A 20,217-nucleotide genomic window follows, 5' to 3' on the forward strand; every position below is an offset into this window, starting at 1 on the left:
TCGTGCCCGGCCTAGTTGGGGTTGGTGGGGATGGTCACGTCGCGTTCGGCGGTCGTCTTCCCGACCAGCGCCCTTCCTATGGCGGAGGCCACGTCCTCCGGGCTGACGGCCTTCTTGGTGCCGTCGCCCTTGGTGATCGTCACACCGTCGAAGGCGTGGCCGTACAGGGACTGGAGCACGGCGAGGTCGTAGTGCTCGACGAGCTTGCCCTGGACCGCCCGGACGCTCAGGAACCTCCAGATGGACTTCTGCGGGCTGAAGGGGATGGCGTGGACGGCGTCCGTGCGGATGGTGATGTTCGCGGACATGGCGACCGTCGCGAACGTCGACATCTTCCGGTCCACCTCGGCCTTGCTGACCGTCGGCTGACGGGTCGTGGTGGCGACCTTGACCGGAGTGGCCGCGCCGGTCTCCACCTGGGCGCGGTAGGCGTCCTGGACGGCCTGGAGGGAGGGTCCGACGTCGATGCCCTTGCCCGCCTTGCCGTAGACGGCGACGGCCTTGCCCGGCTGGAACTTGATCGTGCCGTCGTTCGCCGAACCCGAGTCGCTCGCGGCGCGCTCCAGGGCCGCCTGGAGCTTCTCCTTGTCGACCGGCATCACGGGGTCCACCACGCGCCCCTCGCCGAACAGCGAGCCGATCACCGAGATCGGGTTGTAGTCGCTGCCCGCGGCGGCGCGGACGGTGGCCTGGCTGTCCAGCTGGAGTCCGGCCTGGTCGGGCCTGAGCTTGACCGTGTCACCGTCGACGGACAGCGTGAGCGGCTTGTTCGTCCGGTCGCCGAAGGCCTCGTCGAGCTTCTTGACGGCGTCGTCACGGGTGCCGCCGCCGATGTCGACGCCGAGGACCGTGCTGCCCTTGGGCACGTCCGAGTGGTTCATCAGCAGGCCGGCACCGTAGGCGCCGCCCGCGAGGACCACGACGAGGGCGGCGAGGAGCGCGGGCTTGTTGCGGCCCTTCTTCTTCGCCGGCTTCGTGGGGGCGGCCTGCTGACGGACCGGCTCGGGGAGCTTCGGCGGGGTGTGCGACCTGGGGCCGTCGTTGCGGTCACCCTCGTACGCGAAGTTGTGGCTGGGCGACACGACGGGCATGCCGCTGGTCAGCGTGTGTCCGGAGACGTTCTCGGCGGGGGCGCCGTAGCCACCGGGCCCCGGGTCGGGGGCCGGCTTCTGCGGCGTCAGGATCGCGGTGTCGTCGCTGAGACCGCCGCTCAGTCCGCCGCGCGTGCCGGTGCCGGCGGCGGGGTAGCCCCTGCCGGTGCCCCGGTTGCCGGTGGCCGGGCCGGAGGGCGCGGCCAGGCTGCCGGGGGCAGCGCCCGCACCGGCCGGAGGCCGCATCGGGCCGTCGCCGGTGGCGGGACCCGAGGTCGGACCGGCCGGGCCGCCCCGGCCGTTCTCGGAGAAGTACGGAAGGTCGTCACGGCGCGGCTCGCCGGATCCCGCGGACGCGCCGGCCGAACCGATGGCCGGGAACGAGCCGGTGTCGCGCAGCGCCCCGGAGACGTCGAAGGAGCCCGTGCCGCCGCCGTGGCCGGGGGCCACGGGTCCGGCGCCGGTGGCACCGGGGAGCGGGGCGCCGTTCGCGCCGCCGGGTCGGCCGCCGGTGATGCCCAGCGGGCCGGCGCCGGGGGACGGCGCGGGCCGTCCCGTGCCCGATGTGCCCGCCGGGGGCAGGGAGGGCATGGTTCCCGTGGGCGCCGAAGCACCCGGGACACCCGCTCCGTTGGTCGAGCCGCCGCCCTGCCCGCCCTTGGGGGGCGCACCGGCCTTGCGCGGCGCGAACCAGTCGCTCGTCTTCTCCTCGGCCGGCGCCGGCTGGTCCACGGGCGCGGCCGCGGGTGCGGACGGGGCCGGGACGGAGGCCGTCGCGGCGGCGGCGCCCGCGGGCGAACCGGTGCGCTGCGGCGCCTGTGTGCCGGTCTGCGCGCGGTCGCCGCCCTCGGGCGACGCGTCGGCGTCGGCGACGGGCGTACGGACGACCACGGGCGGGATGGGCCGCGATCCGGGGATGTTGATCCGGATCCGTGTCGTCAGGGTTGTCTCGGTCTTGCGCTCCTCCGTCGGCTTGCCGGCGGCCGAACGGCCCGCGTCGGCACCGGTCTCGGAAGCCGCAGGGGTGCCGTACGGCGGCGTCCCCGACGGGTACGCGGCTCCACCGCGCCCGTTGGGCCCGGAGGACGAACTGTCAGTTTCACGACTCAAGGCAGGTTCTCCCGGTTGGCTCCGCCGCCCGTTTACTCGACCTCATCTCGGGCAGCTCGGCGGCGCGCACCACCATACTGGCCATGTCCGGCCCGCAAACCTCGCCCGTCCAGGAATCTCGCACGGGACCGGCACGGGACCGATACGGCGAAGTGGTACGTCACTTGCCAAGTCGGGCACGGGAAGGGGCCGGTTGCCGCCCCTGCCCGAGAGTGGCGCACATCACAGCCAGCGCCATGCCTCCGAGCAGGAAGAGATACGAGCCGACTCCCGCGCCGAAGAGGAAGTCCCCTTCCGGACGGCTGGCGGTGAGCAGGACGACGGCGACCATCCAGCCCACGGCGGGGGCGACGGCTCCGGCCCGGGACTCCGTCGCCCGCGCGCCGCCGAGGAAGAGTCCGGCGGCGCCCGCCAGGGCGAGCAGCAGCCCGAGGGGGAACCAGCCCGGCTGCACCAGCGCGCCGGCGACACCGACGACGGCGCCGAGCACAAAGAGCCCCAGACAGGCGGCGATCCGCCCGCCCGAGGGGCGCGTCAGGGGCTGGGCGAGGAGACTTCCGCCGCCGCGCTGTCCGTTCGTGCTCATCGCTGTTCCGTCCCCTCGAAGAGGTCGGTCTCGCGCGCCGCGGGGCGCGGGGCGCCGGCCAGTTCGTAGTACTCGGTGGTGAAGAGCGGCTGGGCCAGCTCGTTCGAGAGGACGAACCAGGGTCCGTCCACGGTGATCTGGGTGGCGTGCGCGCGCATCGCGGCGGCCTTGGCCGCCGCGTGGGCGGTGCCGTCGATCTCGGTGGTGACGACCGCCTCGTCCACCACACCAGGTACGTCCTCGACGGCGGCGGTCCGGTCGAACGGCAGCCCGGGGAGGGCTTCGCGCAGCCGGGCGAACGCCTCCTCGACGACCGGGCGGGGCACCCGGTTCCAGTAGGTCTTGGCGATCCGCCAGGCGTCGCCGAGTTCGGGGCGGTGGGCGGGCTCGGCGGCCAGTTCTGCGGCGCGGACGGCCACGCGGTGGGCCTGGATGTGGTCCGGGTGGCCGTAGCCCCCGTCGGGGTCGTAGGTGACGAGCACCTGGGGACGCACCTCGCGGATCACCCGCACGAGATGGTCGGCGGCGGCGTCGACGTCGGCGGCCCAGAAGGCGCCGTCGCGGTGGTTCTGCTCGGCGCCCATCATCCCGGAGTCGCGGAACCGCCCGGGGCCGCCGAGGAAGCGGTGGTCCGTGACGCCCAGTTCCTTCATGGCGGCGCTCAGTTCACCGGTCCGGTAGGGGCCGAGTCCGCCCTCGCGGTCAGGGGCGAGATGGGCGAGTTCGGGCGGAATGACCTCGCCCTCCTCGCCGAGGGTGCAGGTCACCAGCGTCACCTGGGCGCCCTCGGCCGCGTAGCGGGCCATGGTCGCGCCGTTGTTGATCGACTCGTCGTCCGGGTGCGCGTGCACCAGGAGCAGACGCCGGTCGGGCAGTTCCGTCATGGAACCCACCCTACGAGGCGCCGGCCGCCCTCGGCCCGCCCGCCGGGCCTCCCCGCCCCGCGGCGGCCGGAGGCCGCCTCACAGCCCCCGGGAGGCCGCAGGACCGGCCGTCGGTGGGATCGGACGGACGGACCTGTTTCGGGAAGTCCGAACAGGGCAGGCGGGGAGCGGGAGTCGGACGCTCCGCCCCGCCGCCGGTCGCCCGGCGCGGATCAGAACTTGATGCTGCCGATCATGCCCGCGATGTTGGTGGTCAGATCGCTGATGGTGGGCGCGATCGTCGAGGAGGCGAGATAGAAGCCGAGCAGCATGCAGACCACCGCGTGACCGCCTTTCAGTCCTGACTTCTTGATCAGAAGAAAGACGATGATCGCCAGCAGCACCACCGCCGAAATCGAGAGTGCCACGGCGGCTCACCTCCAAAGTTCCCAGGGACCTGGGGTCCGGTACGGGGTCGGACATGGGGGGTCGGTCGTTCCAAACAGCAGCCAGCAGGTTCCTACCCACACAGCGCTAGTGATCATAACTATCCGTACGCGCGCATCGATCGGCGCACGGCCGCACAAGGGGGCGCATGGCCAATATGGTCGAGGCATGACCAACGAGCCTCTGTCCTTCCCGCGCCGGTACGCCCGCACCCAGCGGTTCACCTCCGGCGCGCCGCGCGCGTTCACCGTGTCCCCCGACGGTTCCCGCGTGGTGTTCCTGCGGTCCCCTTCGGGTACGGAGCGGGCGAACCACCTGTGGGTCCTGGACGTTCCGGAGGGCCGCGAGCGGGTCGTGGCGGACCCGGCGGCCCTGCTCGGCGGTGCCGTCGAGCACCTCTCCGCGGAGGAGCGCGCGCGTCGCGAGCGCAGCCGCGAGGGCGGTGCGGGGATCGTCGGCTACGCCACCGACACAGCCGCCGAGTTGGCCTGTTTCGCCTTGTCAGGGCGGTTGTTCACGGCGGAGCTGCGGTCCGGCACCGCACGTGAACTCCCGGTCCCCGGGCCGGTGATCGACCCGCGCCCCTCCCCCGACGGCACGCTCGTGGCCTACGTGTCCGGCGGCGCCCTGCGGGTCGTCGGGGTGGAGGGCGAGGGTGACCGGGCGCTCGCCGAGCCGGAGGAGACCGCGGGCGCCGGTGCCGTCTCCTACGGACTGGCCGAGTTCATCGCGGCCGAGGAGATGGGGCGTTCGCGCGGCTTCTGGTGGTCACCCGAAGGGGACCGGCTGCTCGTCGCGCGGGTGGACGACACGCCGGTGCAGCGCTGGTGGATCTCCGATCCGGCGCACCCGGAAGCCGATCCGCAGCGGGTCGCGTATCCGGTGGCGGGGAGCGCCAACGCGGACGTGCGGCTCTTCACGGTCGGGCTCGACGGCGTACGCACGGAGGTGTCCTGGGACCGGGCGCGGTACCCGTATCTGGCCCATGTGCACTGGTCAGCCGCCGGTGCGCCGCTGCTTCTGGTGCAGGCGCGGGACCAGCGCAGCCAGCTGTTCCTGGCCGCGGACCCGGACACCGGGGCGACCCGGATGGTGCACGCCGATGAAGATCCAACTTGGCTCGATCTTTTCCCTGGCGTCCCGTGCTGGAGTCCCGGCGGACAGCTCGTGCGGATCGCGGACGAGGGGGGCGCGCGGGTCCTGGCGTTCGGTGAACGTCCGCTGACCGGGGCCCAGTTGCATGTCCGCGCGGTGCTCGACGTCTCGGTCGACGACGTGCTGGTCTCGGCCTCCGCGGGCGAGGACGCGAGTTCACCCGAAACGGGCGAAGTCCATGTGTACCGGGTGAACGAACTCGGCCTGGAGCGCGTCTCGCAGGAGCCGGGCGTGCACGGGGCGGTGCGCGCCGGGGGCGTGACCGTGCTCGTGTCGTCGGTGCTCGACCGGCCGGGCGTCCAGGTGCAGGTGCTGCGCGAGGGGAAGCAACTGGCGAGCATCCCCTCGTACGCCGAAGATCCTGGTTTGTCCCCGCGCGTGACGCTCACACAAGGGGGCGCACAGAAAATCCCATGCGCCGTGCTGTTGCCCACCGACTATGACGGCGACAGCCCGCTGCCCGTCCTCCTCGACCCCTACGGCGGTCCGCACGGCCCCCGGGTGCTCGCCGCACACAACGCGCACCTCACCTCGCAGTGGTTCGCCGACCAGGGCTTCGCGGTGGTGGTCGCCGACGGCCGCGGCACCCCGGGCCGCTCCCCCGCCTGGGAGAAGGCGGTCCGCGACGACCTGATGCTCTCCCTCGACGACCAGGTCGAGGCGCTGCACGGGCTCGCCGGACGGTTCCCGCTGGACCTGTCCCGGGTGGCCATCCGGGGCTGGTCGTACGGCGGCTGGCTCGCGGGGCTCGCCGTGCTGCGCCGCCCCGACGTCTTCCACGCGGGCATCGCGGGCGCCCCGGTCACGGACTGGCGGCTGTACGACACGCACTACACGGAGCGGTACCTCGGTGACCCGGCGGCGAGTCCCGCGGTCTACGCGTCGAACTCGCTGGTCACCGACGAGGGACTGTCCGCACCCGCGGACACCCGCCGGCCGCTGATGATCGTGCACGGCCTCGCGGACGACAACGTCGTGGTGGCGCACGCCCTGCGGCTCTCCTCCGCCCTGCTGGCCGCCGGCCGCCCGCACGAGGTGCTGCCCCTGTCGGGGGTCACCCACATGACCCCGCAGGAGGCGGTCGCCGAGAACCTGCTGCTGCTCCAGGTGGACTTCCTGAAGCGGTCCCTCGGCATGAGCTGACGCACCGGGAAAACAACGAGCCGGGGTGACATGGCGACACCCCGGCTCGTTCACGGCACCCGCACGGCCGTACGGTGTTCACCCTGCCGCGTCCGTATATCGGTACCGCTTCCGTCAAGTTGCCTGCGTGTTAACGACGTTCGTGCGCATTTGTGGCGCTATGCCGTCCCGTCGGTCGGCTCCTCCGGCGGCACGACCTGCTTCTCCTCCGCGAAGTGACAGGCCGAGTCGTGGGCGGCCGGGCCCTCGACGAGCCGGAACTCGGCCGGCACCGCGAGCAGCGGCACCTCCAGCGTGCAGCGTTCCTGCGCCTTCCAGCAACGGGTGCGGAACCGGCACCCGGAGGGGATCTTCGCGGGCGAGGGCACGTCCCCGTGCAGGATGATCCGCTCCCGGTGCTCCCGGGCCTCGGGGTCGGGAACGGGCACCGCGGACAGCAGCGCCTGGGTGTAGGGGTGCGTCGGGTGGTCGTAGATCTCGGTGTCCCTGCCGGTCTCCACGATCCGCCCGAGGTACATCACCCCGACCCGGTCGGAGATGTGCCGGACGATCGACAGGTCGTGCGCGATGAAGACGTAGCTGAGCTCGAACTCGGACTGGAGCCGGTCCAGCAGGTTGATCACCTGGGCCTGCACCGACACGTCGAGCGCGGAGACCGGCTCGTCGGCGACGATGATCTCGGGCCGCAGCGCCAGGCCCCGCGCGATGCCGATGCGCTGGCGCTGGCCGCCGGAGAACTGGTGCGGATAACGGTTGATGTACTCCGGGTTGAGCCCGACCACGTCCAGCAGCTCCTGGACCCTGCGCCGCCGGTCGCCCTTCGGCGCGACCTCGGGGTGGATGTCGTAGGGCTCCCCGATGATGTCGCCGACGGTCATGCGCGGGTTGAGCGAGGTGTACGGGTCCTGGAACACCATCTGGATGTTGCGGCGCACCGCCTTCAGCGCCTTGCCCGACAGTTGGGTGATGTCCTCGCCCTTGTACCTGATCGCGCCCTCGGTCGGCCGTTCCAGGTTGACGAGCATCTTGGCGACCGTGGACTTGCCGCAGCCGGACTCGCCGACGATGCCGAGGGTCTCGCCGCGGTCGAGGTGGAAGTCGACGCCGTCGACCGCCTTGACGGCCCCGATCTGCTTCCTGAACAGGATCCCCTGGGTGAGCGGGAAGTGCTTGACCAGTCCGCTGACCTCCAGCAGCGGCTCAGTTGCGGCTTGAGTCATCGAGGCACTCCCTCCAGAAGAAGCAGGCGCTCCCGCGGTTCTCGTCGACAGCGGCGAGCGGCGGCACCTCGGTGCGGCAGATGTCCTGGGCCATCGGGCAGCGCGGATTGAAGGCGCAGCCCGGCGGGATGTGCATCAGGTTGGGCGGCAGGCCCTTGATGGCGTAGAGCTCCTGGCCCTTCTGGTCGAGCCGGGGGATCGAGTCGAGGAGCCCCTTGGTGTAGGGGTGGGCGGGCGCCTTGTAGATGTCGTGGACCGGGGCCGTCTCGACGATCCGGCCCGCGTACATCACCGCGATCTTGTCGGCGACGTCCGCGACCACGCCGAGGTCGTGGGTGATGAGGATGAGCCCCATGTGGAGCTCGCGCTGGAGTTCCGCGAGCAGGTCCATGACCTGGGCCTGCACGGTGACGTCGAGCGCGGTGGTCGGTTCGTCGGCGATGATCAGGGCGGGTTCCAGTGCCAGCGCCATGGCGATCATGATGCGTTGGCGCATACCGCCGGAGAACTGGTGCGGATAGTCCCGTACGCGCTCGGCGGCCCCCGGGATGCGCACGTGCTCCATGAGCTCGATCGCCTTGGCCCGGGCTTCCTTGCGCTTCATCCCGCGGTGCACGGTGAACATCTCGCCGAGCTGGTCGCCGACGCTGATGACGGGGTTCAGGGACGACAGCGCGTCCTGGAAGATCATCGCCATCTCGGCGCCCCGCACCTTGCGCCGCTCCTCCTCCTTGAACTTCAGCAGGTCCTTGCCCTGGAAGAGGATCTCGCCGCCGGTGATCCTCCCGGGCGGGATGTCGAGGATGCCCATCACGGCCTGGGCGGTCACGGACTTGCCGGAGCCCGACTCGCCGAGCACGGCGAGCGTCTCCCCCTCGTCGACGCTGTAGTTGACGCCGTTGACGGCCTTGGCGACTCCGTCCCGGGTCCTGAACTCCACGTGCAGATCGCGCACTTCGAGCAGCACGGCGGTCACCTCAGCTTCGGGTCGAGGGCGTCGCGCACCGCGTCGCCGAGCATGATGAACGCGAGCACGGTGATCGCGAGCGCGCCGGCCGGCCACAGGAGCATGTGCGGGGCCTGGCGGATGTACGCGGAGGCCGAGGAGATGTCGATGCCCCAGCTGACCGTCGGGGGTTTGAGACCGACGCCCAGGTACGACAGCGTCGCCTCCAGCGAGATGTACGTGCCGAGCGCGATGGTCGCGACGACGATGACCGGCGCGACCGCGTTCGGGGTGATGTGCCGCAGCATCATCCGGGAGTTGGAGGCTCCCAGGGCGCGCGCCGCGTGGACGTAGTCGTTCTCCTTGGTGGTGATGACGGAGCCGCGCGCGATGCGGGAGACCTGGGGCCAGCCGAGCAGCACCATGAACCCGACGACCGGCCAGATCGTGTTGCTGGTCACCACGGAGAGCAGGACCAGACCGCCGAGCACGACGGGGATCGCGAAGAAGATGTCGGTGATCCGGGACAGGACCGAGTCGCCCACCCCGCCGTAGAAGCCGGCCAGACCGCCGAGGAACGAGCCGAGGAGCGCGACCCCGATCGTGGCGAGGACGCCGACGCTGATCGAGACGCGGGTCCCGTACACGGTCCGGGTGTAGACGTCGCAGCCCTGCCCGTCGAAACCGAAGGGGTGTCCGGGCTGCGAGCCCTCCTGGGCCTTGGAGAGGTCGCACTTGAGCGGGCTCTGGGAGGTGATCAGGGAGGGCCAGATCGAGATCACGACCAGGAACAGGATGACGACTCCGGAGATGATGAAGACCGGGTTGCGACGCAGGTCCCGCCAGGCGTCGGACCACAGGGACCGCGGCTTCTCCTTCGGCCCTGTTCCCTCCGGTCCTCCCGGTGTCCGCTCCAGCGTCTCCGCCTCGCTCGACCCGAGGTCCATCGTGCCGCCGAAGCCGGTCGGGGCGATGGCGAGATCCTCCGGCGGCGGGCCCTCGGGACCGTGGTGGAATTCCTCTTCCTCGTACGGCGGCTGCTCAGGCATAGCGGATCCTCGGGTCGAGTACGGCGTACAGCAGGTCGACGAGCAGATTGGCGACCACGAAGACGAGGACGAGGATGGTCACGAAGCCGACGACGGTCTGGGTGTTCTGGCGCACGATCCCCTGGTAGAGGTAGTAACCGACGCCGTGGATGTTGAAGATCCGCTCGGTGACGATCGCGCCGCCCATCAGCGCGCCGATGTCGGTGCCGATGAAGGTGACCACGGGGATGAGTGAGTTGCGCAGCAGATGCCGGGTGGTCACGCGGCGCCGGGGCAGGCCCTTGGCGACGGCCGTACGGACGTAGTCGGACCGTTTGTTCTCCGCGATGGAGGTCCGGGTCAGCCGGGTCACGTACGCGAGCGAGACCGAGGCCAGCACCAGGCCCGGGACGATCAGCTCGCCGAAGGTGGCGTCCCCGGAGACCGACGGTTCGATCCAGTGCCATTTGATGCCGAGCAGCAACTGGGCCAGCAGACCGGTGACGAAGGTCGGCACCGCGATGACCACGAGCGTGAGCAGCAGGACGCCGGTGTCGACCGGCCGGCCGCGGCGCAGACCGGTGACGACGCCGAGCGTGATGCCGATGACGATCTCGAAGAAGATCGCGACGATCGTCAGCCGGATCGTGACCGGGAACGCGGAGGCCATCAGCTCGGTGACCGGCTGTCCGTTGAACGCGGTGCCGAAGTCCCCGGTGAAGATGTGGCCGATGTAGGTCAGGTACTGCTGCCACAGGGGTTTGTCGAGGCCGAACTCCGCGCGCAGCTGGGCGGCCGTGGCGGGGTCGCACTGCCGTTCGCCGCACAGGCCCGCGATGGGGTCGCCCATCACGTTCACCATCACGAAGATGAGAATGGTGGCGCCGAAGAAGACCGGGATCATCTGTAGCAGACGCCGGACGACGTACCGTCCCATGAGTGCTCCGGAGATAGAGGGGCGGACCGGTGTGAGCGGCCCGCCCCGGGCGGCTCAGTTGACGGTGATCTCGTTGTAGACGGGCACGCTGAACTGGTTCAGGGCCACGTTCGAGACCTTGTCCGAGTAGCCGGCGCTGCCGTTCTGGTACCAGAGCGGGATGGCGGCCATGTTGTCCCGTACGACGCCTTCGGCCTGCTGGAAGAGCTTGACGGCCTTGGTGGTGTCGGTCTCCGCGTTCGCCTGGTTGACGAGGCTGTCGAACTGCTTGTTGGACCACTGGCCGTCGTTGGACGAGGCGTTCGTGTAGTAGAGCGGCTGGAGGAAGTTCTGGATCAGCGGGTAGTCCATCTGCCAGCCGGCCCGGAACGGACCGGGCATCTTGTGCTGCCCGATCTGGTTGCGGAAGTCGGCGAAGGTGCCGACCGGGTTGCCGACGCAGGCCTTCTCGTTGCCGAGGGAGTTGTTGATCGAGTTGCAGACGGCGTCGACCCATTCCTTGTGGGAGCCGGTGTCCGCGTTGTACGTGATCTTGACCTGGCCGCCGGGCAGACCGCCGCCCTCCTGGACCATCTTCTTGGCCTCGGACGGGTTGTAGTCGCAGTACTTGCCGCACAGGCCTTCCTGGAAGCCGCCCTTCTCGCCGAGCACCGGTGAGGTCCAGTCGCTCGCGGGGGTCCGCGTCTTCTGGAAGATGGTGTCGGTGATCTGCTGGCGGTTGATCGCCATGGACAGTCCCTGGCGGACCTTGGTGGCGCCGCTGGTGTTCCACTTCGGGTCGTAGAACGGGAACGCGAGCGTCTGGATGATGCCGGCCGGGGTGTTGATGTACCGGCCGTTCAGGTCGCTCTTGGCGTTCTTGAGCTGGGCCGCGGGCACGTCGTCGACGAGGTCCAGGTTCCCGGCCAGGAGGTCGTTGTAGGCGGTGTTGTTGTCCGTGTAGACCTTGAGGGTCACACCGGCGTTCTTCGCCTTGTCGTCACCGGGGTAGTCGTTCCACTTCACCAGGGCCATCTGGGAGCCCTTGGAGTAGGAGTCGATGGTGTACGGGCCGTTGCCGACGGGCTTCGCCACCCAGGCCGCGTGGTCGCTGAAGAACGACTTGGGCAGTGGCGAGAAGGCCGCGTAGCCGAGGGTGTCCGGGAACGTCGAGAACTTCTGGGTCAGCGCGACGGTGAACGTGTCCGTGCCGGTCACCTTGAGCCCGGACAGGGTGTCGGCGGTCTGCTTGCCGGTGTCGGGGTGCGTCTTGTCGTAGCCCTGGATGTATCCGAAGAAGTACGCGTTCTTCTGGTTGTTCTTCAGGCTGGCGCCGTAGTTCCAGGCGTCGACGAAGGACTGGGCGGTGACGGCCTCTCCGTTGCTGAACTTCCAGCCGCTCTTGACCGTGATCGTGAAGTTCTGCGAGTCCGTGGTGTCGATCTTCTGCGCGAGCATGTCCTCGGCGGCGCCGGTCTTGGCGTTGTACCGCTTGAGCCCGCGGAAGATCATGTCGAGGACCTTGCCGCCCTGCACCTCGTTGGTGTTGGACGGCTCCAGCGGGTTCTGCGGGTCACCCCAGGAGGCGCTGACCGTGCCGGAGCCGCTGCTGCTCCCCCCTCCGCCCCCGCAGGCGGACGCCGCCAGGGCTACCGCCGCCGCGCATGCGGCCCATTTGGCGTGCGTGGCTCCACGCATGGAGTGCCTCCTCGAGAGTGCGCTGTGCCGCCGGCGTCGGGGTCGGGCATCCGGCTCCGGTGCGGTGTACCTATGGGGCCCAATATCTGTCTATATGGGGCGCATCGCACATTTACCCCACCCTTTCGGGTGGCGCTCCGTCCGGAAGGGTGGCGCTCCGGACACTCCGTCAAATGATCTTGACCATCGAAGAGGAGGATCTTGACCTTCGGCGCAATGGATCTTCACGCTTCGATACGGAACTGTTGATTCCAGCGCACCAGATGTACGCATTCCGAGACTCTGGCGTCCGGATAACGAACTCATTGCCCGTTTCGCCGCATTGGTCCGAATCCGGACACAGAACGGCCACAGTGCGCTACACGCGTAGTTACGCTCAGGTCAACCCAGGGTAAAGAAAGTAAAGAGAGGACCAAGGCGACCGAGATTTTATTGACCTTGCATGAATTGCGTTGAAAAAGTCCGGCGTAGCCCGTAGGGAGCGCCCTGCGGAGCCCTTGACCCTCGGGCCTGGAGCATCATGACCCCCCCTACTCCATCCGCGGCCGCCCCACTTGAGGTGACCGACGAGACCGGCAAGACCCCGGCTCCGTCTTCCACCTCCAAGGGCTCGGAGAGTCGCTCCCCGGGACGACTCGCCTGGACGCGGTTCAAGCGCGACCGCACCGGTGTCGTCTCCGCGTACGTCGTGATCTTCTTCTTCGTCATCGCGATCTGCGCGCCACTGATAGCGAAGCTGTACGGGAAGAACCCGTACGAGCAGTACGGCCAGGAGAAGGACGGCCTGCTCAACGACTTCGCCTTCCCGGTGAAACCCAACGGCGGCATCGACAGCAACTTCTGGTTCGGCGTCGAGCCCCAGCTGGGCCGTGACGTCTTCACGTTCCTGCTGTACGGCATCCGCACCTCGCTGATGATCGCCACCGCCGCCACCCTGCTGACCACGGTGGTCGGTGTCGTGATCGGCATCACCGCGGGATACCTCGGCGGCCGGACGGACTACCTCGTCGGCCGAGTGATCGACATCCTGCTGTCGTTCCCGTCCACGCTGTTCTTCATCGCCTTCATGCCGGTCGTCTACACGCTCTTCGTGCCCTTCAACGAGGACGTCCCGACCTGGCTGCGGGCCACCTGCCTGATCCTCGTCCTGTCCGCCTTCGGCTGGGCCTCCATCGCGCGTCTGCTGCGTGGTCAGGTCCTTGGCCTGCGGGAGCGTGAGTTCGTCGAGGCGGCGAAGGTGACCGGCGCGTCCTCGCGCCGCATCGTCTTCAAGGAACTCCTGCCCAACCTCTGGACGCCGATCCTGATCCAGTCCACCCTCATGCTGCCGGCATACGTCACGGCAGAGGCGGGACTCGCCTTCCTCGGCGCAGGTATCCAGGACCCGACCCCCGACTGGGGCGTCATGATCCAGCGCGGCGCCGGCTTCTACACGGAAGACATCACCTTCATGATCTTCCCGGGCGTCTCGATGATCCTCTTCGTCCTCGCCTTCAACCTGCTCGGAGACTCGGTCCGCGACGCACTCGACCCGAAGTCCAAGCGCTGACTTCCACCCCAGTACCGGTCATCGCCGTCCGGCTGGTTACCCGTCTCACACTCACCCACCACTAGGCAGGTAAGCCATGTCCTTTTCCCGCAGAAACTTCCTCATAGCCACTGGTGTGGCCGCCGGTGCCACCACGGTGCTGAGCGCGTGCAGCAGCGGCAATGGCGGCGGGAGCGGCAGCAACAAGGCCCCGTCCGTGGCGAAGGCCAAGGCGGCCACCATCGCGGTCGGCACCAAGGCGGACTCCACCGGCCCGGCCCCCGAGGTCACCGGCGCGGTCAAGGGCGGCACGATCTACACGCTCGACCAGATCGACTGGGACCACCTGGACCCGGCGCAGCTCTACTCCTCGTACGAGGGTTCCTGCTCGGTCCTGTTCCTGCGCGGCCTGACCGGCTACAAGGTCGACTCCAAGGGCGGCACCACCCTCGTGGGTGACCTCGCCACGGACGCCGGCACCGCGGCCGACGGCGGCAAGACCTGGTCCTTCACGCTGAAGGACAACGTGAAGTGGGAGGACGGCGCCGACGTCACGATCGAGGACGTGCGCTGGACCTTCGAGCGCCTCTTCGCCTCCTTCGTCACCCAGGGCCCCCGCTACCCGCAGGGCTGGCTCATCGGCGGCGACAAGTACAAGGGCCCCTACGGCGGCAAGCACCTCGACTCCATCGAGGTCAGCGGCAAGACCATCACGTTCAAGCTGAAGGAGGCCCACGCCGACTTCAACTTCATGGTCGCCATGCGCGGCTTCTCCATCGTGCCCAAGAAGCACGACACCAAGGAGAAGTACGACAAGCGCCCCTTCTCCTGCGGCCCCTACAAGATCGCCAGCCGCAGCATCGGCAAGGGCGCGTCGCTGGTCCGCAACACCCACTGGGTCGCCGAGACGGACCCGCTGCGCAACGCGTACCCGGACAAGTTCGAGTTCCAGTTCGGCTTCCAGTCGCTGGCCTCCACGGACCGCTACATCGCCGACCAGGGCAACGACCAGTTCACGCTGTCGCTGCTCAACGAGGTCGCCGCCGAGCGCATCCAGAAGGTCATGACGGACCCGACGCTCAAGAAGCGCGTCCTGACGCAGGTCGACACCACCTGCTACTACTTCGCGATCAACACCAAGCGCGTCACCGACGCCAAGGTGCGCCAGGCGCTCAACTTCGCGTGGCCCTCGAAGCAGCTCCAGCAGATCCGCGGTGGCTCGCTCTCCACGGCGACCGCCACCACGATCATCAGCCCGCTCACCCCGGGTCACAAGGACTTCGACCTCTACGAGAAGAAGACCAAGCCGATGGGTGACCCCGAGAAGGCCAAGTCCCTTCTCAAGGAGGCCGGCAAGACGGGCCAGCGCATCGTCGTCGCCATGCAGCAGTCGGACAACGCGGTCAAGCAGGCCGTCGCGATCAAGACCGCGCTGACCAAGGCGGGCTTCACCCCGGTCGTGAAGCAGGTCGACAAGACCTCCTTCTACAGCCAGATCGGTCAGCTGGACAACCAGTACGACATGTTCGCCGCGGGCTGGGGCCCGGACTGGCCGTCCGGTTACGCGGTCATCCAGCCCTGCTTCGACAGCAGCCAGATCGCCGACGGCGGTGTCAACTGGCCGCAGCTGAAGGACGCGAGCGTGGACAAGGCGATCGCCGCCGCCACGATCGAGCCCGACTCGAAGAAGGCCGCCAAGATGTGGGGCGACATCGACGAGCAGATCATGCAGCTCGCCGCCGTGGTTCCGGACTACAACCCGATCCGCAACTACTTCCACGGCTCCAAGGTCGGCGGCGTGATCTACGACTCCGGCAACACCTGCATCGCACTGGGCAAGGTCTACGCCGCACAGGCCTGATCCTGCTTCGGGGCGGCGGCCACCGTGCCGCCGCCCCGGTCTCTCTCACCCCCACCCCACGCTCCCGGCGACGGCGCCCCGTCCGGAAAGTCACGCCATGCTCCGTTTTCTAGTCCGCCGTGTGATCGGCGCACTGGTGATTCTGCTGATCATCAGCGCCGTCACCTTCATGCTCTTCTACGCGCTCCCGCGTGACCCCGCCCGCATGGCGTGCGGCAAGGTCTGCACCAAGGAGCTGCTGGAGCAGGTCAGGCACAACCTCGGGATCGCCGACTCGCTTCCGGTGCAGTACTGGCACTGGCTGGAGGGCATCTTCATCGGGCGTGACTACGGCGGTCTGGGCAACTGCAACGCGCCCTGCCTCGGCTTCTCGTTCACCAACCGCGAGCCGGTTCTGGGCACGATCATGGACCGCATGCCGACGACGATCTCCCTCGCGCTCGGCGCCTCGGTCTTCTTCCTCATCATCGGTGTCGGCACGGGCATGATCGCCGCGGTCAAGCAGGGCAAGGCCGCCGACAAGATCGCCAGTTCGTTCTCGCTGATCGGCTCCTCGCTCCAGATCTACTTCGTCGGCTACATCGCGATGTACTTCCTGGTCCAGCAGCTCGGCATCCTGGAGCAGCCCTCGTACACGCCGTTCACCGACGACCCGGCCGCCTGGGCCGGCGGTCTGCTGCTGCCCTGGCTGACGCTCTCCATCATCTTCACCGCGAACTACACCCGTATGACGCGCTCCCAGCTGGTGGAGCAGCTCAGCGAGGACTACGTGCGCACGGCCCGCGCCAAGGGCCTGTCCCGGCGCGCGGTGTTCTTCCGCTTCGCCTGGCGCGGAGCGATGGGTCCGATCGTCACGATCTTCGGCATCGACCTGGGCACCCTGATCGGCGGCGCCATCATCACCGAGTCGGTCTTCAGCCTCCAGGGCATCGGCAAGCTCGCCGTGACCGCCGTGGACGCCAACGACCTGCCGATGCTGCTCGCCGTGACCATGGTGGCCTCCGGGGCGATCGTCTTCTTCAACATCCTCGTGGACGCCGTCTACGCCTTCATCGACCCGCGGATCCGGCTCGCCTGACCCCGGCGCCCCGCCGCCGTTCCACCCGCCGACCCGCAAGCTACCCCTCGCATCACCCCCCAGGAGCGTCCCCGTGACGAGCACCGATCAGCAGCCCTTCCTGTCCGTCAGGGATCTGAAGGTCCACTTCTCCACCGAAGACGGCGTCGTCAAGGCCGTCGACGGTCTCACCTTCGACCTGGCCAAGGGCAAGACGCTCGGCATCGTGGGCGAGTCGGGCTCGGGCAAGTCCGTCACGAACCTGACGATCCTCGGCCTGCACGACCGCGACCGCACCGCCATCGACGGCGAGATCCTGCTCGACGGCAAGGAGCTGCTGACCGCCTCCGAGCGGGAGCTGGAGCGGCTGCGCGGCAACAAGATGTCGATGATCTTCCAGGACGCGCTGGCCTCGCTGTCGCCGTACCACACCATCGGCCGGCAGATCGGCGAGACGTACCGCAAGCACACCGGTGCCTCCAAGAAGGAGGCCCGGGCGCGGGCGATCGAGATGCTGCGGCGCGTGGGCATCCCCCAGCCGGACGTCCGGGTGGACGACTACCCGCACCAGTTCTCCGGCGGTATGCGCCAGCGCGCGATGATCGCGATGGCGCTGGTCTGCGACCCCGAGCTGCTGATCGCGGACGAGCCGACCACCGCGCTCGACGTGACCGTGCAGGCCCAGATCATGGACCTGCTCAAGGACCTCCAGCAGGAGTTCGGCACCGCGATCATCTTCATCACGCACGACCTCGGCGTCATCGCCGACATCGCGGACGACGTGCTCGTGATGTACGGCGGCCGGTGCGTGGAGCGGGGCACCAAGAAGGAGGTGCTGCGGGCGCCGCAGCACCCCTACACCTGGGGCCTGCTGGGCTCGATGCCGAGTCTGGACGGACCGGTCGACGTGCCGCTGTCGCCGATCCCCGGCTCGCCGCCCTCGCTCCTCAACCCGCCGTCCGGCTGCCGCTTCCACCCGCGGTGCACCTTCGCGGAGAAGGTCACCGGCGGCCTCTGCTCCACCGAGCAGCCGCCGCTCCAGGTCACCGACGGGCGCGGTGCCGCCTGCCACCTCACGGCGGACCAGCGCCGCGACTTCTTCGCCGACTACGCCGCGACCCGGTCGCACTGACGTAACTGAGACGGGACTTCACGATCATGAGCAACACGAACCCCCTCCTGGACGTCACCGGACTGACCAAGCACTTCCCGGTGATGGGCGGCTTCCCCTTCAAGCGGAAGATCGGCGCGGTCCAGGCCGTGGACGGTCTCGACTTCCAGATCGCCGAGGGCGAGAGCCTCGGTCTGGTCGGCGAGTCCGGCTGCGGCAAGTCGACGACGGGCCGGCTGGTCACGCGTCTGCTGGAGCCCACCGGCGGCAGCCTCAAGTACCGCGGCCAGGACATCACGCACGCCAACCGCAAGCAGCTGGCGCCGGTCCGCTCCGAGATCCAGATGATCTTCCAGGACCCGTACGCCTCGCTCAACCCGCGGCAGACGGTCGGCAAGATCATCTCGGGTCCGATGGAGATCAACGGGATCAACCCGCCCGGCGGCCACGAGAAGCGCGTCCGTGAGCTGCTGGAGACGGTCGGTCTCAACCCCGAGCACTACAACCGCTTCCCGCACGAGTTCTCCGGCGGCCAGCGTCAGCGCATCGGCGTGGCCCGCGCGCTCGCGCTTCAGCCGAAGCTGATCGTCGCGGACGAGCCGGTCTCGGCGCTCGACGTCTCCATCCAGGCGCAGGTCGTCAACCTGCTCCAGGACCTCCAGCGGGACCTGGGCATCGCGTTCCTGTTCATCGCCCACGACCTCGCGATCGTGCGGCACTTCTCGCAGCGCGTCGCGGTGATGTACCTCGGCAAGATCGTCGAGGTCGCCAACCGCGAGGACCTGTACGACAACCCGCGTCACCCGTACACGCGCGCGCTGATGTCCGCCGTTCCCGAGGCGACCGCGGACGACGTCCCGTCCCGTGAGCGCATCCTGCTCAAGGGTGACGTCCCCTCGCCGCTCAACCCGCCGTCGGGCTGCCGTTTCCGCACCCGCTGCTGGAAGGCGACGGAGAAGTGCGCGACCGAGGCTCCGCCGCTGGTGCAGATCTCGGGCAGCAGCGACGGCCACCTGACGGCCTGCCACTACCCGGAGACGAAGGAGACCATCCCGGCCCAGCGTCTCGCCAAGGACCCCGAGGCGGCGGTCTGACACACCCCTTTTCGTCAGCCGCCCCCTTGAGGAACCGTCTTTCCCGGCCCATTGACCCGAGCCCATGAACGCCGGTTCCAGGGGAACCGAAGGCCCGCACCCACTCGTGTGCGGGCCTTCGCCGTGCAGGCGGCAGGACGGCGACCGCATCGGATCTTCGCCCCTAGGGCGTGTCGTTCGGATCAGGTCGCAGGGCATCGACGGGACTACTCTGCGTCTGCGAACTGATCCAAACGACAGGCCCTAAGGGCTGTCCCGTAATCCCCGGCGGGCACACGACGACAGCTACGGCACCTCGCCGCGTTGTCGGATCGCCCGAATACGCCCAGTATGAGGACGACCCTCCGCCTTGCGATGCACCGCATCTGACGCCGTGCGCTGATCCACCGGGGATTACGGGACAGCCCTTAGCCGCCCATCTCCGACGGGCCGCGTTCCACGCAGAATTCGTTGCCCTCCGGGTCCGCGAGGAGGACCCAGCCGCCGCCGTCGGGGCGGATGTGGTCCGCGACGTGGCGGGCGCCGAGGGTCAGGGCGCGTTCGACCTCCTCGTCGCGGGTGCGGCCGTGCGGGGTCAGGTCGAGGTGGACGCGGTTCTTGACCGTCTTGCTCTCGGGGACCTGGACGAACAGGAGGGTCGGGCCGCCCGACGGGTCCTCGATCACCGCCTCCGGGTCACCGGGCTTGTCGTCGTCGTGGAGCGGCCGGCCGAGCAGCCCGCTCCAGAACAGCCCGACCTCGTAGGGATCGCCTGTGCAGTCGAAGGTGATCGTACGGATGGTGGGGTGCGACGCCGGGGCTTCCGCCATGGTCAGTCTCCCGTCCGGCCGTCGGCCAGTTCGCGCAGGATGTCGAGGTGGCCGTTGTGCCGGGCGGTCTCCTCCACGAGGTGGAGGACGATCCAGCGCAGGTCGACACGGGTGCCGTCGCGGCCCGGCCGTTCGGCCTTCGCGTCGAGGTCGTGCTCCGCCACCAGCTCGCGGTAGCGGGCGCTCTGTTCCTCGTACTCGTCGAGCAGCAGCGACAGCGGGAAGTCGACGGCGACACGCATCTCGCGGTCGGGATCCTCGTCCGTCCAGGGCCCCTTGTCCTCCTCGCCGAGGAAGACCACCTGGAACCAGTAGTACTCGACCCAGCGCAGATGGTTGATCAGCCCGCTCAGCGTCATCAGCGGGGAGCCGGGCAGCGGAGCCTTGCGGGCGTCCTCCGCCGACACGCCCTCGCACTTGTCGCGGGCGGTGGCTCGGGCGTAGTCGAGGAAGGTGGTCAGCTGGGTACGCTCGTCCCAGGCCTGAGGCCTGTCCGTTCGTTTCTGTGAAGTCATCGGGGTGAAGCATTGCGGGCCGCCCCGCCGATGTCGAGC

The 20,217-nt window shown here is 69.1% G+C and carries 17 protein-coding genes; 6 read left to right on the plus strand and 11 right to left on the minus strand.

The window, feature by feature from the left end; genetic code table 11:
- Positions 1 to 11 precede the first annotated feature (11 nt).
- The 4 genes from ACZ4AA_RS05450 to ACZ4AA_RS05465 all read right to left on the minus strand — a co-directional run bounded on the left by ACZ4AA_RS05450 (position 12) and on the right by ACZ4AA_RS05465 (position 4,078).
- Entirely contained in the window at positions 12 to 2,201 is a 2,190-nt protein-coding gene (locus ACZ4AA_RS05450; protein ID WP_467595743.1) for a peptidoglycan binding domain-containing protein, read from the minus strand.
- Positions 2,202 to 2,361: 160 nt separating this feature from the next.
- Positions 2,362 to 2,787, minus strand: coding sequence for a DUF6113 family protein (locus ACZ4AA_RS05455; RefSeq protein WP_467595746.1), 426 nt, complete (start codon positions 2,785 to 2,787; stop codon positions 2,362 to 2,364).
- Complete coding sequence (mshB, locus tag ACZ4AA_RS05460) at positions 2,784 to 3,671, minus strand: N-acetyl-1-D-myo-inositol-2-amino-2-deoxy-alpha-D-glucopyranoside deacetylase (protein ID WP_467595749.1); 888 nt, start codon at positions 3,669 to 3,671, stop codon at positions 2,784 to 2,786. The genes ACZ4AA_RS05455 and mshB overlap by 4 nt, the downstream gene beginning before the upstream one ends.
- Before the next feature lie 212 nt (positions 3,672 to 3,883).
- A complete protein-coding gene (locus tag ACZ4AA_RS05465) occupies positions 3,884 to 4,078 on the minus strand; it encodes a hypothetical protein (RefSeq protein ID WP_037620693.1) in 195 nt (64 codons plus the stop codon).
- A 187-nt stretch (positions 4,079 to 4,265) separates the two neighbouring features.
- Between ACZ4AA_RS05465 and ACZ4AA_RS05470 the strand changes: the two genes are divergently transcribed.
- A complete protein-coding gene (locus tag ACZ4AA_RS05470) occupies positions 4,266 to 6,395 on the plus strand; it encodes a S9 family peptidase (protein WP_467595752.1) in 2,130 nt (709 codons plus the stop codon).
- A 158-nt stretch (positions 6,396 to 6,553) separates the two neighbouring features.
- Here ACZ4AA_RS05470 and ACZ4AA_RS05475 read toward each other — a convergent pair whose 3' ends face one another.
- Genes ACZ4AA_RS05475 through ACZ4AA_RS05495 form a run of 5 tightly spaced genes read right to left on the minus strand, consistent with a single transcriptional unit; the run spans position 6,554 to position 12,203 of the window.
- Complete coding sequence (locus ACZ4AA_RS05475; RefSeq protein ID WP_467595755.1) at positions 6,554 to 7,615, minus strand: ABC transporter ATP-binding protein; 1,062 nt, start codon at positions 7,613 to 7,615, stop codon at positions 6,554 to 6,556.
- A complete protein-coding gene (locus ACZ4AA_RS05480; RefSeq protein ID WP_467595759.1) occupies positions 7,596 to 8,582 on the minus strand; it encodes an ABC transporter ATP-binding protein in 987 nt (328 codons plus the stop codon). The genes ACZ4AA_RS05475 and ACZ4AA_RS05480 overlap by 20 nt, the downstream gene beginning before the upstream one ends.
- A gap of 5 nt (positions 8,583 to 8,587) precedes the next feature.
- Complete coding sequence (locus tag ACZ4AA_RS05485; protein WP_467595762.1) at positions 8,588 to 9,610, minus strand: ABC transporter permease; 1,023 nt, start codon at positions 9,608 to 9,610, stop codon at positions 8,588 to 8,590.
- Positions 9,603 to 10,526, minus strand: coding sequence for an ABC transporter permease (locus tag ACZ4AA_RS05490; protein ID WP_467595764.1), 924 nt, complete (start codon positions 10,524 to 10,526; stop codon positions 9,603 to 9,605). Before ACZ4AA_RS05490 ends, ACZ4AA_RS05485 begins: the two co-directional genes overlap by 8 nt.
- Positions 10,527 to 10,580: 54 nt before the next feature.
- Complete coding sequence (locus tag ACZ4AA_RS05495; RefSeq protein WP_467595767.1) at positions 10,581 to 12,203, minus strand: peptide ABC transporter substrate-binding protein; 1,623 nt, start codon at positions 12,201 to 12,203, stop codon at positions 10,581 to 10,583.
- A 520-nt stretch (positions 12,204 to 12,723) separates the two neighbouring features.
- Here ACZ4AA_RS05495 and ACZ4AA_RS05500 point away from each other — a divergent pair.
- The 5 genes from ACZ4AA_RS05500 to ACZ4AA_RS05520 all read left to right on the plus strand — a co-directional run bounded on the left by ACZ4AA_RS05500 (position 12,724) and on the right by ACZ4AA_RS05520 (position 18,854).
- Entirely contained in the window at positions 12,724 to 13,752 is a 1,029-nt protein-coding gene (locus tag ACZ4AA_RS05500; protein ID WP_467595770.1) for an ABC transporter permease, read from the plus strand.
- A 76-nt stretch (positions 13,753 to 13,828) separates the two neighbouring features.
- On the plus strand, positions 13,829 to 15,592 hold the full coding sequence (locus tag ACZ4AA_RS05505; RefSeq protein ID WP_467595774.1) for an ABC transporter substrate-binding protein: 1,764 nt from the start codon (positions 13,829 to 13,831) through the stop codon (positions 15,590 to 15,592).
- 97 nt (positions 15,593 to 15,689) lie between these two features.
- Positions 15,690 to 16,670 (plus strand): ABC transporter permease, encoded by a 981-nt coding sequence (locus tag ACZ4AA_RS05510; RefSeq protein WP_467595779.1) that lies wholly within the window; start codon positions 15,690 to 15,692, stop codon positions 16,668 to 16,670.
- Between the two features lie 73 nt (positions 16,671 to 16,743).
- The gene (locus ACZ4AA_RS05515) at positions 16,744 to 17,781 is read left to right on the plus strand and encodes an ABC transporter ATP-binding protein (protein WP_467595782.1); all 1,038 of its coding nucleotides are present in this window, start codon (positions 16,744 to 16,746) and stop codon (positions 17,779 to 17,781) included.
- 26 nt (positions 17,782 to 17,807) lie between these two features.
- Positions 17,808 to 18,854, plus strand: a complete 1,047-nt coding sequence (locus ACZ4AA_RS05520; protein ID WP_467595784.1) for an ABC transporter ATP-binding protein — start codon at positions 17,808 to 17,810, stop codon at positions 18,852 to 18,854.
- 407 nt (positions 18,855 to 19,261) lie between these two features.
- Here the strand turns inward: ACZ4AA_RS05520 and ACZ4AA_RS05525 are convergent, their stop codons facing one another.
- On the minus strand, positions 19,262 to 19,663 hold the full coding sequence (locus ACZ4AA_RS05525; protein WP_467595787.1) for a VOC family protein: 402 nt from the start codon (positions 19,661 to 19,663) through the stop codon (positions 19,262 to 19,264).
- 2 nt (positions 19,664 to 19,665) lie between these two features.
- Complete coding sequence (locus ACZ4AA_RS05530) at positions 19,666 to 20,178, minus strand: DinB family protein (protein ID WP_467595789.1); 513 nt, start codon at positions 20,176 to 20,178, stop codon at positions 19,666 to 19,668.
- Positions 20,179 to 20,217 lie beyond the last annotated feature (39 nt).

This window comes from Streptomyces sp. NPDC024698 (assembly GCF_055559015.1).